13 protein-coding genes are annotated in these 14,576 nt (G+C 66.9%); 1 reads left to right on the forward strand and 12 read right to left on the reverse strand.

Annotated features, from left to right (window positions below; translation table 11 throughout):
* Positions 1–10 precede the first annotated feature (10 nt).
* A complete protein-coding gene (locus ACE3TH_RS06955; RefSeq protein ID WP_374598683.1) occupies positions 11–814 on the reverse strand; it encodes an alpha/beta hydrolase in 804 nt (267 codons plus the stop codon).
* A gap of 68 nt (positions 815–882) precedes the next feature.
* On the opposite strand from ACE3TH_RS06955, the gene ACE3TH_RS06960 reads away from it, so the two are divergent.
* Complete coding sequence (locus tag ACE3TH_RS06960) at positions 883–1,140, forward strand: Lrp/AsnC ligand binding domain-containing protein (protein ID WP_292170506.1); 258 nt, start codon at positions 883–885, stop codon at positions 1,138–1,140.
* Here the strand turns inward: ACE3TH_RS06960 and ACE3TH_RS06965 are convergent.
* The 11 genes from ACE3TH_RS06965 to ACE3TH_RS07015 form a co-directional block, all read right to left on the reverse strand.
* Positions 1,137–1,478: a hypothetical protein gene (locus tag ACE3TH_RS06965; protein WP_374598685.1), complete on the reverse strand. Its 342-nt coding sequence runs from the start codon at positions 1,476–1,478 to the stop codon at positions 1,137–1,139. The genes ACE3TH_RS06960 and ACE3TH_RS06965 overlap by 4 nt on opposite strands.
* Complete coding sequence (locus tag ACE3TH_RS06970; RefSeq protein ID WP_374598687.1) at positions 1,475–2,539, reverse strand: substrate-binding domain-containing protein; 1,065 nt, start codon at positions 2,537–2,539, stop codon at positions 1,475–1,477. Before ACE3TH_RS06970 ends, ACE3TH_RS06965 begins: the two co-directional genes overlap by 4 nt.
* A 79-nt stretch (positions 2,540–2,618) precedes the next feature.
* Positions 2,619–3,308 (reverse strand): response regulator, encoded by a 690-nt coding sequence (locus ACE3TH_RS06975; RefSeq protein WP_374598689.1) that lies wholly within the window; start codon positions 3,306–3,308, stop codon positions 2,619–2,621.
* Positions 3,309–3,319: 11 nt separating this feature from the next.
* A complete protein-coding gene (locus tag ACE3TH_RS06980) occupies positions 3,320–5,923 on the reverse strand; it encodes a DUF4118 domain-containing protein (protein WP_374598922.1) in 2,604 nt (867 codons plus the stop codon).
* Positions 5,924–6,005: 82 nt separating this feature from the next.
* Complete coding sequence (kdpC, locus tag ACE3TH_RS06985; protein ID WP_374598691.1) at positions 6,006–6,581, reverse strand: K(+)-transporting ATPase subunit C; 576 nt, start codon at positions 6,579–6,581, stop codon at positions 6,006–6,008.
* Between the two features lie 9 nt (positions 6,582–6,590).
* Positions 6,591–7,340, reverse strand: a complete 750-nt coding sequence (locus ACE3TH_RS06990; protein WP_374598693.1) for a TorF family putative porin — start codon at positions 7,338–7,340, stop codon at positions 6,591–6,593.
* 51 nt (positions 7,341–7,391) lie between these two features.
* Positions 7,392–9,461, reverse strand: coding sequence for a potassium-transporting ATPase subunit KdpB (kdpB, locus tag ACE3TH_RS06995; RefSeq protein ID WP_374598695.1), 2,070 nt, complete (start codon positions 9,459–9,461; stop codon positions 7,392–7,394).
* A 13-nt stretch (positions 9,462–9,474) separates the two neighbouring features.
* Positions 9,475–11,178 (reverse strand): potassium-transporting ATPase subunit KdpA, encoded by a 1,704-nt coding sequence (gene kdpA, locus ACE3TH_RS07000; protein ID WP_374598697.1) that lies wholly within the window; start codon positions 11,176–11,178, stop codon positions 9,475–9,477.
* Positions 11,179–11,191: 13 nt separating this feature from the next.
* On the reverse strand, positions 11,192–11,278 hold the full coding sequence (locus tag ACE3TH_RS07005; protein ID WP_374598924.1) for a potassium-transporting ATPase subunit F: 87 nt from the start codon (positions 11,276–11,278) through the stop codon (positions 11,192–11,194).
* 217 nt (positions 11,279–11,495) lie between these two features.
* A complete protein-coding gene (gene lpdA / locus ACE3TH_RS07010; protein ID WP_374598699.1) occupies positions 11,496–12,893 on the reverse strand; it encodes a dihydrolipoyl dehydrogenase in 1,398 nt (465 codons plus the stop codon).
* Positions 12,890–14,575 (reverse strand): 2-oxo acid dehydrogenase subunit E2, encoded by a 1,686-nt coding sequence (locus ACE3TH_RS07015; RefSeq protein ID WP_374598701.1) that lies wholly within the window; start codon positions 14,573–14,575, stop codon positions 12,890–12,892. Before ACE3TH_RS07015 ends, lpdA begins: the two co-directional genes overlap by 4 nt.
* Position 14,576: the final 1 nt, after the last annotated feature.

A 14,576-nucleotide genomic window follows, 5' to 3' on the forward strand; every position in this document is an offset into this window, starting at 1 on the left:
GCCGCTCGCGTCAACCGTTGCGGGCCAGATTTGCGATGCGTCGGGTCATCGCGCTGGCCTCGTCGAACAGCGGCTCCAGCACGGTGAAATGGTTCGCACCCTCGACTGTCTCGAACCGCGTCTCGACACCCTGGCCCCCCCACAGATCGGCCATCATGCGCGACTGGCGGATGAACTCTAAACTCTCGTCAGCACCGACGACACAGTCCAGCACCGTCCCGCCGGGGGTCGATCCGTTCGGGACGGGCCAGTGGATGGGCGACAGGGCCGCCGCCTCCCGGGCATCCAGACCCAAGGCCGCGTTCAGGCTGGTCTCGATCAGGGGAGCCAGATCGAACACGCCACTGATCGCCACGGCGGCACCGGCCCGCCCCTCGGACAGCATGCAGGCCGCCATATGCCCCCCGGCGGAATGTCCGAAGACGACCGGGCGGCTGCGTGTCGGCGACAGGTCGCGCACCGCCTCCACCGCCTGACGTACCTGCGACAGGATGCGCCCCAGCCGAACCTGCGGTGCCAAATCGTATGATGGAATGGCCAGGCTGACGCCGTGAGCCAGAAGGGCTGGCGCGATGCCGCTGAACCATTCCCGTCCCAGCGCCTGCCAGTAGCCGCCGTGCAAAAAAACGGCGACCGGTGCGTCAGGCCGCGCCTCGAACAAGTCCATGACTTCGCGCTCGCCAGCCCCATAGGCGATCGGGCGCGGTGGGTGCGTACCCAGCACCGTCTCGGCCCGCTCGCGCCAACCCTGCATCACCGCCGGATGGTCTGGTACGAGAGCCCGATTGTTGTACTGGGCCTCCAGATCGATCACGTCTGATCCCTTACCTGTCACGTCGCCATCCGCTAAAGGTCCGGCACGCTGCGCAAGGGACCACCGCCATGATGACCGCCATCTTCGTCTTCATCAAATGCGAGTTGGGGCACGCCAACGATGTCGCCGCCGACATGGTGGACAATGTCGAGCACGTCTCGGAGGTCTATTCGACGTCGGGCCAGTACGACCTGCTGGCAAAGTTCCAGCTGCCCAAGGACATGGACATCGGCACCTTCGTGACGAAGTCGGTCCAGACCCGGCCGCACATCCGCGACACCTTCACGGTCATCACCTTCTCGCCGTTCCTGCCGTCGAAGGTCTAGGCCTCGCTGGAGACGAACGACAGCCGCACCGCCACACGCGGCTGGGTCCAGCGTGTGGTATCTACCCGGGCCTGACGCATGGCCGACAGCGCCATTCGACCAAAGCCCAGCTCAGCCGGCTGATCCTCCGTCGTCTTGCAGTCCGACAGCGCGCCTGTCGCCTCCACGGCACAGTCAATCGTAACCACGCCACGGTCCACACCGCGCGACAGGGCCGCGGCCGGATATTCGACCTGCGGAGCCCGGCTCCACGGCACGTCCCGGAAAGGCGTCAGGGGCGTGGGCGCGGCCTCCTGAACGCCGACGACACCCAGCATTGCCGCGACGACCAGCATCACTCCGCTGGAGCCTGCATCACGGTCATGCCCTGTGCGATCGCGCGCTGGGCAGCCAGCTCGCTCGCCGGCAGCGGCACCAGGCCGCGGTCCTGCAGATAGCCGCCGCGACCGGCGGAGGCTTCGCTCATGAACTCTATGACGAACTGCTCCAGACCCGGCGTCACGCCGACGTGCTGCTTCTTCACATAGATGTAGAGGCTGCGCGACAGGGGGTATGAACCGTCTGCGATGGTGTCGACGGTCGGTGCGATGCCGTCGATGGTCTCGGGCTTCACCGTGTCCAGGTTCTGCTCCAGGAAGGAGAAGCCGAACACGCCCAGCGAGCCGGGGGTGCGGGTCAGGGTCTGGACGATGGCATTGTCGTTCTCGCCCGAATCCACCCAGCCGCCGTCCTCGCGCAGGGTCTGGGCCAGGGCCTCGAACCGGTCTTCGTCGGACTCCGCCAAGGCCGCCAGCACCGGATTGGCCTTGGCCGAGGGCACCATGCCCAGTTCCAGGAAGGCGTCGCGCGTGCCCGAGGTGGGCGGCGGGCCATAGACCTGGATGCGCTGGTTCGGCAGGGCGGGGTTGGCCATGTTCCAGATGGTGGCCGGGTTGGCGACGAAGGCCCCGTTCGGGCCCGGCACTTCCTTGGCCAGGCCTTCGTACAGGTCGTCCAGCGAGAAGTTGAAGCTGTTGCCCGACCGCGCCGTGGCGATGACGATGCCGTCGAAGCCGATCTTGATCTCGACGATGTCGGTGACGCCGTTAGCCACGCACATGTCGTATTCCGACTTCTTCATCGGGCGCGAGGCATTGGCGATGTCGGGCGTGGCCGGGCCGATGCCCTGACAGAAGGCCTGGATGCCGCCGCCGGTGCCCAGCGATTCGACACGCGGAGAGGCCCCGCCCGTCGTGCGCTGGAAGTTTTCCGCCACGCGGTTGGCGAACGGGAAGACGGTCGAGGAGCCGGCCGCCCAGATGCCCGAGCGCGCCGTCTGCGATCCCGCCCCGCCATCTCCACAGGCCCCGAGAGCCAGAAGGGCGACGGCCGAGGCGGCGGCGAGAAGGGTGCGGGTCATGAAAGCGTCTCCGAGTGGGTCGTGGCGCTTAGATCAGAGGATTGTGACGGTTGGACGAAGGGCGCACAGTGGCAATCACTCAGGCATTCAATCGATAGCCGACCCCCGGCTCGGTCAGGATCAGTATCGGCTGCGCGGGGTCGATCTCCAGCTTGTGGCGCAGTTGCCCGATGACGACCCGCAGATACTGGGTGTCCGACGCATGGGCGGCACCCCAAACGGCCGTCAGTAGATCGGTGTGGGCGACCAATTTGCCGACGTGACGCGCGAGATGGCCCAGAAGATCGTACTCTTTGGGCGTCAGACGAACAGCCTGACCTTGCCGGATCACAAGCCTTTGCTCGAGATCGATCGTAACGTCACCGATCACGACGGGTCCCCTGGCGGGTGCCGCGCTCGCGGTGTGCCTCAGGGCTGCGCGGATGCGAGCCAGAAGTTCGCCCACGCCGAAAGGTTTTTCGACATAGTCGCTGCCCCCCAGATCCAGGGCCTCGATCTTTTCAGCTTCCCGGTCACGGGCCGAGAGAATGATGATGGGTCCTTTGTAGTACTCGCGTGCTCGGACCAGCACATCCTTGCCGTCCATGTCGGGCAGGCCGAGGTCCAGAACAACCGTATCAGGGCTCCACAACGCAATCCCCCGAAGCCCTTCCTGCCCGCTGTCGGCCCGCTTGGGCTCATAGCCGGCGGCATCCAGCGCCGGCGACAGAAAGCGGTGGATCTGGGGTTCGTCATCGATAACGAGTATCCGGGGACGGACGGCTGACATGGTTTCGAGCCTTAAAGCAGATCGCGGTGGGTCGCGATGGCCTTGGGCAGGCTGATCAGGATACGGGTGCCGTGGCCGTCGATGATCGGACTGGCGGCGGCGATGCGTCCGCCCATCGCCTCTACGAAGCCCTTGGCGATGGCCAGTCCCAGGCCCGCGCCCTGGGTTCGATCCGACGGTTCTTCCATGCGGCGGAATTTGTCGAAGACGCGCTCCAGCGCCTCTGTCGGGATGCCCTTGCCCTGGTCTTCGATGGAGATGACGACCGAGCCGCGATCCTCATAGGCCGCCAGTTCTATGGTCGAGCCGTCTGGGCTGTAGGCGATGGCGTTTTCAAGGATGTTGACGACCGCCTGTTCCAGCAGCCCCTGATCCAGCATCAACAGGCTGAGGTCGGCGGGAAAGTCACGCGTCAGTGTCCGGGCCTGCAGACGGCGCGACACCCGCTCGGCCGCGGCGTTCAGCACGTCACGCACATCGATCCAGTCCGCCTTGACGTTCAGACCGCCACCCTCCAGCCGGGTCATGTCCAGAAGGTCGCCGACATAGCGGTTCAGCCGCTCGGCCTCCTCGCGGATACTCAGCAGCAGGTCGGCGCGCACTTCGGGGCTAAGAGTCGCGCCATAGTCGATCAGGGTGGTCGATGCCCCCAGCACAGTCGACAGGGGCGTACGCAGGTCGTGGCTGACCGAATTCATCAACGCGCCGCGAAAACGGTCGGCGCGGCGCAGGCTTTCGGTCTCGACGGCGTCACCTGCCAGCTGCGCTCGCTCCAGAGCGACCGCGCCATTGTCCAGCAAGGCCAGCACCAGACGCTCTTCGTCGGATCCCGGCACAAGCGCGTTGGCGGCGACCCCCGCTACCCCGGCGCGACCCCGCACCCCTTGCAGGGGCCAGAAGGTCCAGCTCGCTTGCGGTAAGGTGCCGGTGCCATGCCCGGCCGCCTCGCCCCGCTCCCAGGCCCAGCGGGCGGCGGCCATGGCGGCCGACCCCAGGGTCGCGGTCTCCTGAGAGCCGGCGTGGGGCGCATGGGCGACCATGACGATGTCATCGCCCTGCGGCAGCAGCACGACCGCCCGCGTCCCGGCGGCGGCGGCGGTCTGTTCGGCCAGTACCCGAGCCGTCTGGGTGTGCCCCTCTGCCGCCGACAGGGTCTGGCTGGCCGCCAGCAGGGCGGAGACGGCCGACGCCCGGCGCTGAGCCCGCCGCGCTTGCTCGCGGACGCGTCCCGCCAGTGCGCCCGTGACCAGGGCCACGGCCCAGAAAACCAGCAGGGTGAGTATGTCCGTTGGCGAGCCGATGGCGAAGCTGTAACGCGGCTCCAGAAACAGGAAGTTGTAGGTCAGGAAGGCCACGGTCGCAGCGACGAGGGCTGGACGCAGGCCATACAGCACCCCCGCCGCCAGGACCGCCGACAGATAGACCACCCCCAAGTCGACTCGCTGGAATGTCTGATCGAGCATCAGGGCCAGACCCGTCGCCAGTCCAACGAAGGCCGCGCCGATGGCATAGCCCGACCAGCTGCCGAACCCCGTCCAGCGGCGCGGCGCGGGTGTTTCGGTCGCCATGGCCGGATCGGTGATGATGTGGACGGCCGCCCCCTGTGACGAGCGCAAGAGTTCGGTGGCCAGCGAGCGGCCGATGAAGGCGCTCCAGCGGCTGTCGCGACCCTTGCCCAGCACGATCTGGGTGATGTTGTTGCGGTGGACGTAGTCCATGACGGTGGCGACGACATCGTCGCCGCTGAGAACCACCGTGCGGCCACCCAGCTGTTCGGCAAGCTTCAACGCCTCGGACAGACGCGCCCCGCGGGCGGCGTCATGCGCCGTCGCGCTGGGCCTATCGATATGGGCCACCGTCCAGGGCGCATCCATCGTCATGTCGGACAGACGCCGCCCGGCCCGGACCAGCGTGCCCGCCATGCCGTCGCCGCCGACGAGCACAAGAATCCGCTCGCCAGCCGCCCAAGGGCCCTGCACCCCCTTTTCGCGCAGGGTGGCGACCAATTGATCGTCCACCGTCTGGGCCGCGCGGCGCATGGCCATTTCGCGCAGCGCCGTCAGGTTTTCGATCTTGAAGAAGTTCTCGGACGCCAGCCGCGCCGTCTCCGGCACATAGACCTTGCCCTCGGCCAGCCGTTTGCGCAGCTCTTCGGGCGTGATGTCCACCAATTCGATGTCGTCGGCGCGGCTCAAGGCCCCGTCTGGCACGGTCTCGCGCTGACGCACGCCGGTGATGCGCAGGACCACGTCCGACAGGCTTTCCAGATGCTGAACGTTCAGCGTGGTCCAGACGTCGATGCCCGCCGCCAGAATCTCCTCGACATCCTGCCAGCGCTTCGGATGCCGGCTGCCCGGCACGTTGGAATGCGCATATTCGTCGACCAGAAGCAGCCCTGGCCGCCGCGCAATGGCCCCGTCGAGGTCGAACTCCATCAGGGCGCGCGACTTGTAGTCGATGGGGTTGCGCGCCATGACCTCCAGCCCACGCAGCAGGCTTTCGGTCTCGCGCCGTCCGTGGGTCTCGACCACGCCGACAACGACATCGTCCCCCTCGGCCTTTCGCTTGCGGGCCGCGCGCAGCATCTCGTAGGTCTTGCCGACCCCCGGCGACATGCCCAGAAACACCTTCAGCCGGCCCCGCTTTCGCAAGGCCGGCGTCTGGCGGTTCGAAGATGTCGGAGACGTTTCCGGCAAATCAGGTCGCCGGGAAGCGCGCGTCAAGCGCCCGGTTGGTCATCAGCACATTGACCGTCGGCTGGCCGATGAAGCCCAGCAGCGAACCGTGGGTGTTCTGTTCGATCACGCTCTGGACCTCCTGAACCGGTACGCCACGCGCCGTGGCGATGCGCTGGGCCTGAAGGCGAGCGTAGGCCGGTGAGATGTCCGGGTCGAGGCCCGAGGCCGAGGTGGTGACGGCATCGGCCGGAATAGCCCCCGCCCCGTCCTCGGCCCGGATCGTCGTGGCACTTTCGGCGACCCGCGCGGCCAGGTCCTCATTCAGCGGCCCAAGGTTGGAGCCCGACGAGGCGGCACCGTCATAGCCGTCACCGGCCGCCGACGGACGCGGACGCAGATAGCCCGCCTCGGTGAAGGACTGGCCGATCAGGGACGAGCCCTGGACCGTTCCGTCGGCCCCGCGCACCAGGCTGCCGTTGGCCTGGGCCGGAAAGATGCCCTGCGCGACCCCGGTGACGGCCAAGGGATAGGCCAGACCCAGCAGAAGGGTAAAAAGGGCGACCATGACGATCGCAGGGCGAATCTGATTGACCATCGTCGTTCCCTAGAAGGTGGCCTTGAGCGAGGCGACGGCGCGGCTGTCATAGACTGCGCCGAAGTCGTGCTCGTCGGTGTCGTGATAGCGCAGGTCCAGCGGCAGATTCTCGGTCAGCTGATAGGCCGCCCCGACGTTCCAGGTGGTGTAGTCGAAGTCCGACGACACATACTGACGGCCGACCGCGCCACCGATCGTCCACTTGTCCGCCGGGCTGAAGGCGGCATTGGCCTCCACATAGGTCGCCTCGTCCTCGGCCGCGCCGAAGAAGTCGGGCGAATAGTAGACGGCGGCACCGATCGTCGCCGGACCGATGGCGCGCGAAGCGGCCAGCTTCAGCTCCACATAGTCGTAGTCGGCGTTGTCCGGCTGGTTGGTGTAGAGATAGCCGACCGCCCCGATGTCGAGCGCCCAGCCCGCCGCCTCGGTACGAAAGCCGCCGTACAGGTCGACCTCGGCATTGGTGTCGTCATCGCCGGCGAAGGACACGTTGGACGCCCAGGCCCCGGCGTAGAAGGAGCCGTAGGTCAGGTCCACGCCGCCGGAGATGGCGGGGTCTTCCTCGGTCTGACTGACGCCCCGGAAGACGTAGTCGGAGGTCACGGCCACGTTCCAGGCGACGTCTGGTCCGGTGGATGCGGGGGCTTCCTGCGCATCGGCGTTGGAGGCGACGCCCCAGACGATCACGGCCACCAGACAGGCACCGGCGAACCAGGCGTCGTTGGAACCGGAGGCCTTCAGGCGTTTCTTGCGGGTCATTTGGTCAATTCCTTGGATACTGGAAATAGAAGGTTGAGTGGTGCGTCAGGCTCAGGCCAGACCCAGCCCCGTAATGATGAGGTCGATGGCCTTGATGCCGATGAAGGGCGCGATCAGTCCGCCAATGCCGTAGATCATCAGGTTGCGGCCCAGCAGCTTGCCCGCCCCGACAGCGCGATACTTCACCCCGCGCAGAGCCAGCGGGATCAGGGCCACGATGACCAGGGCGTTGAAGATGACCGCCGACAGGATCGCGCTTTCAGGCGAGCCCAGCCCCATGACGTTCAGGGCACCCAGCGCCGGCAGGGCGACCACGAACATGGCCGGGATGATGGCGAAATACTTGGCCACATCGTTGGCGATGGAGAAGGTCGTCAGGGCCCCGCGCGTGATCAGCAGCTGTTTGCCCACCTCGACGATCTCGATGACCTTGGTCGGATCGGAGTCCAGATCGACCATGTTGCCGGCCTCGCGGGCGGCCTGGGCCCCGGTCTGCATGGCCACGCCGACGTCGGCCTGGGCGAGCGCGGGCGCGTCGTTGGCCCCGTCGCCGCACATGGCGACCAGACGCCCCTTGGCCTGTTCCTCACGGATGAGGCGCAGCTTGTCCTCGGGCGTGGCCTCGGCGAGGTAGTCGTCGACACCCGCCTCGGACGCGATGGCGGCGGCCGTCACCGGATTGTCGCCGGTGATCATGACGGTGCGCAGTCCCATGCGGCGCAGATCGGCGAACCGCTCCTTGACGCCTGGCTTGACCACGTCCTTCAGATGGATGACCCCGACCAGCACCTCATCCTGCATCACGGCCAGAGGCGTGCCACCCGAGCGGGCAATCCTGTCCACAGCAGCGCGAAACTCAGCCGGGACGGCGGCCTCGGTCAGGTTCAGCGCCTTGAGCACGGCGTCCACCGCCCCCTTGCGCCAGGACGACGTCCCGGCCTCCAGACCCGACTGGCGGGTCACGGCGCTGAACGGAATAGCCTTTGAGCACTCCTGCTGTTCGACCACGATCCCGGCGTTGCGGCCCAGTTCGACGATGGAGCGGCCCTCCGGCGTCTCGTCCGCCAGCGAGGCAGTCACGGCGGCACGTAGGGCGACCTCCGGGCGGATGCCGGACACAGGGATCACCTCGGTGGCCATGCGGTTGCCGAAGGTGATGGTGCCCGTCTTGTCCAGAAGCAGGGTATCGACATCGCCTGCAGCCTCGACCGCACGGCCCGAGGTGGCCAGGACATTGACCTTCAGCAGCCGGTCCATCCCGGCGATGCCGACGGCGGACAGCAGGCCGCCGATGGTCGTGGGGATCAGGGTGATGAACAGAGCCCCCAGAACGATGGGATCCAGCTCCACGCCCGAATAGGCACCCAGACCCAGCAGGGTGACGACGGCGATCAGGAAGACCAGCGTCAGACCGGCCAACAGGACCGAAAGGGCCAGCTCGTTCGGGGTCTTTCTGCGGTTCGCGCCCTCGACCATGGCGATCATGCGATCCAGGAAGGTCGAGCCCGGGGCCGAGGTGATGCGCACCTTGATCCAGTCGGACACGACCGTCGTGCCTCCGGTCACGGCCGAACGGTCGCCGCCGGCCTCACGGATCACCGGCGCGGACTCGCCGGTTATGGCCGCCTCATTGACCGAAGCCACGCCCTCGACGATCTCGCCATCGGAAGCGATCACGTCGCCCGCCTCGACCAGGATGATCGAGCCGACCTCCAGATCATTGGCGGCCGTCGGTACGACCGTGCCGGTCTTGGGATCGACGATCAGCTTGGCCTTGGTCGTTACGCGGGTGGCGCGCAGACTGTCCGCCGCCGCCTTGCCCCGTCCTTCGGCGACGCTTTCGGCGACATTGGCGAACAGGACCGTGGCCCACAGCCACAGGGCCAGCTGGATGGCGAAGCCGGCGGACTGGCCACTGGTGATCTCGGCCACGGCCGAGACGGTGGACAGCAAGGCGACGATCCAGGTGGTGAAGATCACCGGATTGCGCAGCAGATGGCGCGGGTTCAGCTTGACGACGGCGTCGACCAGGGCCCGGCCGATCATGGAGCCGGTCAGGCCGCCGGGAGCCAGCGAGGGCTGGGGCTTTTCGCCCAGCAATTCAGGGTTTGCGAGTGTCATGGAACAGGTCCGATCAGGACGCCATGCCGAGCATCTGGAAATGCTCGACAATGGGTCCAAGGGCGAGGGCCGGGAAGAACTGCAGCCCGCCCAGGATGAGGATCACGCCGATCAGCAGGCCGATGAACAGCGGCCCGTGGGTCGGCAGAGTGCCGGTCGAAGGGGCCAGCTTGGGCTTGACGACCAGGGCTCCGGCGATGGCCAGCACCGCGACAGCGGGGACGAACCGGCCCATCAGCATGGCCAGGCCCAGCGTCGTGTTCCACCAGGGCGCATTGGCTGTCAGACCGGCAAAGGCCGAGCCGTTGTTCGCCGCCGCAGATGTGTAGGCATACAGCATCTCCGACAGGCCGTGCGGCCCGCTGTTCAGCAGTCCCTTCAAGGCCTCCGGCAGGATTGCGGCGACGGCGGTGAAACCCAGGATGGCCAGCGGCAGCACCAGCACGGCAATCATGGCGTACTGGATCTCGCGCGCCTCGATCTTCTTGCCCAGATACTCCGGCGTCCGGCCGACCATCAGACCAGCGACGAAGACCGCCAGCATGGCCATGACGACCATGATTGCGATGCCCGAGCCGATGCCGCCCGGCAGGATCTCGCCCAGTTGCATCAGGAACATCTGAATGCCGCCGGACAGCGGCATATAGCTGCCGTGCATGGAGTTGACCGAGCCGTTGGAGGCTCCGGTCGTGGGACCGGCCCAGGCCACGGACGACGGCACGCCGAAGCGGGTTTCCTTGCCCTCCATGTTCACGGGCTGCTCGATGCCCGCAGCGACCAGGGCCGGCGCAGGCTGGCTTTCGGCCACATAGATGCCGGCCGTACAGACGCCCAGCAGAATGGCGGCGGTGACCACCAGGGCGCGCACATCCTTCTTGGCCAGGACGCTGCGACCGAAGGCGAAGAAGGCCGCCCAGCCCATGACGTTGATCGACACGGCGGTGATCAGATTGGTCAGGGCCGAGGGATTCTCGAACGGGTGCGCCGAATTGACGTTGAATATGCCGCCGCCGTTGATGCCGAGCTGCTTGATGGCCAGTTGCGACGCGACCGGGAACAGCGACAGGGTCTGCTCGCCACCCTCCAAACCGGTCGCGGTGACCGAGGCCGACAGGGTCTGGACCACGCCCAGACCGGCCAGCACGATCGCCAGGACCAGCGACGCGGGCAGCAGCAGATAAAGCGTTGTGCGGGTCATGTCGGCCCAGAAGTTGCCGACCCCCTCGCCTCGATTGGCGACAAAGGCGCGTGCCAGGGCGGCCGCGATGGCGGCACCGGTGGCGGCGGAAAGGAAATTCTGGACCGTCAGGCCGACCATCTGGGTCAGCGTCGACATCGTCGCCTCGCCGCCATAGCTCTGCCAGTTGGTGTTGGTCACGAAGCTGACGGCGGTATTGAACGCCAGGTGCGGCGACACGCCCTCAAACCCCTGCGGGTTCAGCGGCAAGACGCCTTGCAGACGCAGCAAGCCATACAGGAAGACGAAACCCGCCAGGTTGAACGCCAGCAGCGCCCCGGCATAGCCCAGCCACCCCTGGCTGCGTTTCGGATCGACGCCCGAGGCCTTGTAGAAGACGCCTTCGACGGGCCGCAGCACGGGGTCCAGCCACGTCCGCTCGCCGTTCCAGACGCGCGACAGATAGAGGCCGAGCGGCCATGCGATCAGCACGGACAGGCCCAGCGTCAGGGCGATTTCCGCCCAGCCTTGAATGTTCATTATGGCGGCTCCTTCAGAACCGCTCTGGGCGCAGCAGGGCCGCGACCATGTAGCCGGCGACGACGATCGCGCCGACACCCCACATGATGGAGACCAGCATCGTCAAACTCGCTTCAGAAAAACGGCGAGGGCGGCGAAGGCTACAAAGGCCCCGCCGCCCAGGCCGAGGAAAATAAGATCGGCCATGCCGACGCCTCCAGCTCAGTACGAGAGCTGGGTTTGACCACCCGCGGCCGTCAGGGCGCGATATGGATTTCAGTCAACGGCATAAGGAAAACATAAGGACGCCGGATTCCTCACGGCGACCCGGTCCCGCATCAAATGTGGATCGCATGCCCCAAGGCGCGCAGGCTGGCCTCGTGGAAGGCTTCGCCCAGGGTCGGATGAACGTGGATCACGCCGGCGACATCCTCCAGCACCGCGCCCATCTCCAGCATCTGTGCGAAGCTGTTCGACAGTTCGGCGACATGTTGGCCGACGGCCTGGATGCCCAGAAGGCGGTGATCGGATTTCGATGCCAGCACGCGCACGAAGCCGCCGTCCTCGCCCGCCTCGATGGCCAGGGCGCGGCCGATGGCGGCCAGAGGGAACATGGCGGTGATGACGTCGTCGCGGCCCTCGACGTCCAGCGGCCCCAGACCTGCGGACACGATTTCCGGCTCGGTGAAGCAGACCGCCGCGATGGTCACCGGATCGAACCGCCTGTCATGCCCGGCGATGATTTCCGCCACCACCTCACCCTGGGCCGAGCCCTTGTGCGCCAGCATGGGTTCGCCGGTCAGGTCGCCGACCGCCCAGACATTTTTCATGTTGGTGGCGCAGCGGTCGTCGATCTTCACGAACGGCCCGTCCATGGTCACGCCCATGTTTTCCAGACCCCAGCCCCTGGTGCGCGGACGGCGGCCCACGGTGACCAGCACCTTGTCGGCGGGCAGTTGCATCGGCGTGCCGTCGCGCGTGGTGATCGACAACTGACCATCACCGAACCCGCCCGCCTTGGCCCCCAGATGCAGTTCGACGCCGTGCTTTTCCAGCCATTTGGCGACCGGATCGGTCAGGGCCTTGTCATAGAGCGGCAGGATGCGATCGGCCATTTCGACGATGGCGACCTGGGCCCCCAGCTTGCGATAGGCGATGCCCAGCTCCAGCCCGATATAGCCGCCGCCGACGACGACCAGACGCTCCGGCACCGCATCGAGCGACAAGGCTTCGGTCGAGGAGATGACGTCGCCGCCGAACTTCAGGAAGGGCAGCTCGACCGACTCGGACCCCGTGGCCAGGATGACATGTTCGGCGCTGATGACGATGTCTCCGTCATCCGTCTTCACCGTGCAGGTCTTGGCGTCGGAGAAGTGGGCCCAGCCCTTGACGACCTTGACCTTGGCCTTCTTCAGCAGGGCCGCGACCCCGCCGTTCAGCTTTCTGACGATCCCGTCCTTCCAGGCGACGGTCTGGGCAAAGTCGATCACCGGGTCCGCCACGGTGATGCCCAGGGTGCCGCCATTGGCCGCCTTGCTGACCGTCTCGAACTTGGACGCCGCATGGATGATGGCCTTGGACGGAATACAGCCGACGTTCAGGCAGGTCCCGCCCAGCCCGTCGCCGCCGTCCACCAGAATGGTGTCGAGCCCCAGCTGGCCGCAGCGGATGCCCGCGACATAGCCCCCGGTGCCGGCGCCGATGATGAGGACTTTGGTTTTGAGGGTCTGGGTCATGCGTTCATCCACAACGTCGCGGGATGCTCCAGCAGGCCCTTGATCCGCTGTACGAAGACCGCCGCGTCGTGGCCGTCGACGATGCGGTGATCGAAGCTGGAGGACAGGTTCATCATCTTGCGCACGACCATCTGGCCGTCCCGCACCACCACGCGCTCGGCGATCTTGTTGGGGCCGATGATGGCCACCTCCGGGTGGTTGATGATCGGGGTGTGGACCACCCCGCCCAGCGTGCCCAGCGAGGTGATGGTGATGGTCGAGCCGGACAGCTCCTCGCGCTTGGCCGAACCGTCCTTGGCCGCGCCCGACACGCGCGCGATCTCGGCGGCGGTGTCATAGGGGTCGCGCGCCTCGGCATGACGCACCACCGGCACCATCAGCCCGTTCGGGGTCTGGGCGGCGATTCCCAGATGCACGGCGGCGTGCCGGGTCAGGACGCCGGCCTCGTCGTCATAGGTGGCGTTGATCTGCGGCTGGTCGCGCAGGGCCACCACGATGGCGCGGGCGATGAAGGGCAGGACGTTCAGCTTTGCCTTGCCCGTCGTCTTCGCCTGGGCATTCAGATGCGCGCGCAGTTCCTCCAGCGCCGTGACGTCGATCTCTTCCACATAGGTGATGTGCGGAATGCGCCGCACGCTCTCGGCCATCTTCTCCGCGATCTTGCGGCGCAGGCCGATGATCCGGACCTCGGTTGTGCCCTCGGCCTTCGCATAGGTCCAGGCCGATGATCCGGACACGGACGATGTCTGCGTCGCGCCGGACACGAAGGCGTCCAGATCGGCATGGTCGATCCGGCCCGCGGGGCCCGAGCCCGGCACGAACTGCAGATTGATCCCCATGTCTCGCGCGCGCTGACGCACGGCGGGGGAGGCAAGCGGGCGCTGGTTGCGGTCAGAGAGAGTGCGGGCCTTGCCCCCCTCCCCCGCTTCGCGCGTACTCCCCCCGGCGGGGGGAGAATGAGGACTCGGAGACGGTTTAGTTCCTCCCCCATCGGGGGAGGGGGACCGCGTCTTCGCGGTGGAGGGGGCCGGGGCAAGCACCGGAGCCGGGGCAGGCGCAGCCGCCACATTCCCCTTGCCCTCGACATCGAACCCGACCAGCGGCCCGCCCACGGCGATCTGCTGTCCCGGCTGGCCATGCAGGGCCGCGACGGTGCCCGCGACCGGGCTGGTCAGCTCGACCGTGGCCTTGTCCGTCATGACCTCGGCCAGAAGCTGGTCTTCCTCGACCGCATCGCCGACCGCGACGTGCCAGGCGACCAGCTCCGCCTCGGCGGTGCCTTCACCGACGTCGGGCAATTTGAAGACGTAGTTGCCGGACATCGCCGCAGGCGCGGGATTTTCAGCCGGAGCAGCGGACACGACAGGTTCGGCAACAACAGGTTCCGCCGCGCTGACCGGGGCCGAAGCGGGCTCGGACGCTTCCGCCGCATTCCCCGCCCCCTCGACTTCGAACTCGACAATAGCCGAGCCGACCGCCGACATCACGCCGGGCTCGCCGTGCAGGGCCGTCACCTTGCCGGCCACGGGGCTGGTCAGCTCGACCGTCGCCTTGTCGGTCATGACGTCGACCAGCAACTGGTCTTCCTCGACCATGTCACCGACCTTGACGTGCCAGGCGACCAGTTCGGCCTCTGCGGTGCCTTCGCCCACGTCGGGCAGTTTGAAGACGAAACGACCCATC

The organism is Brevundimonas sp. (genome assembly GCF_041919755.1).
Taxonomy (GTDB): domain Bacteria; phylum Pseudomonadota; class Alphaproteobacteria; order Caulobacterales; family Caulobacteraceae; genus Brevundimonas.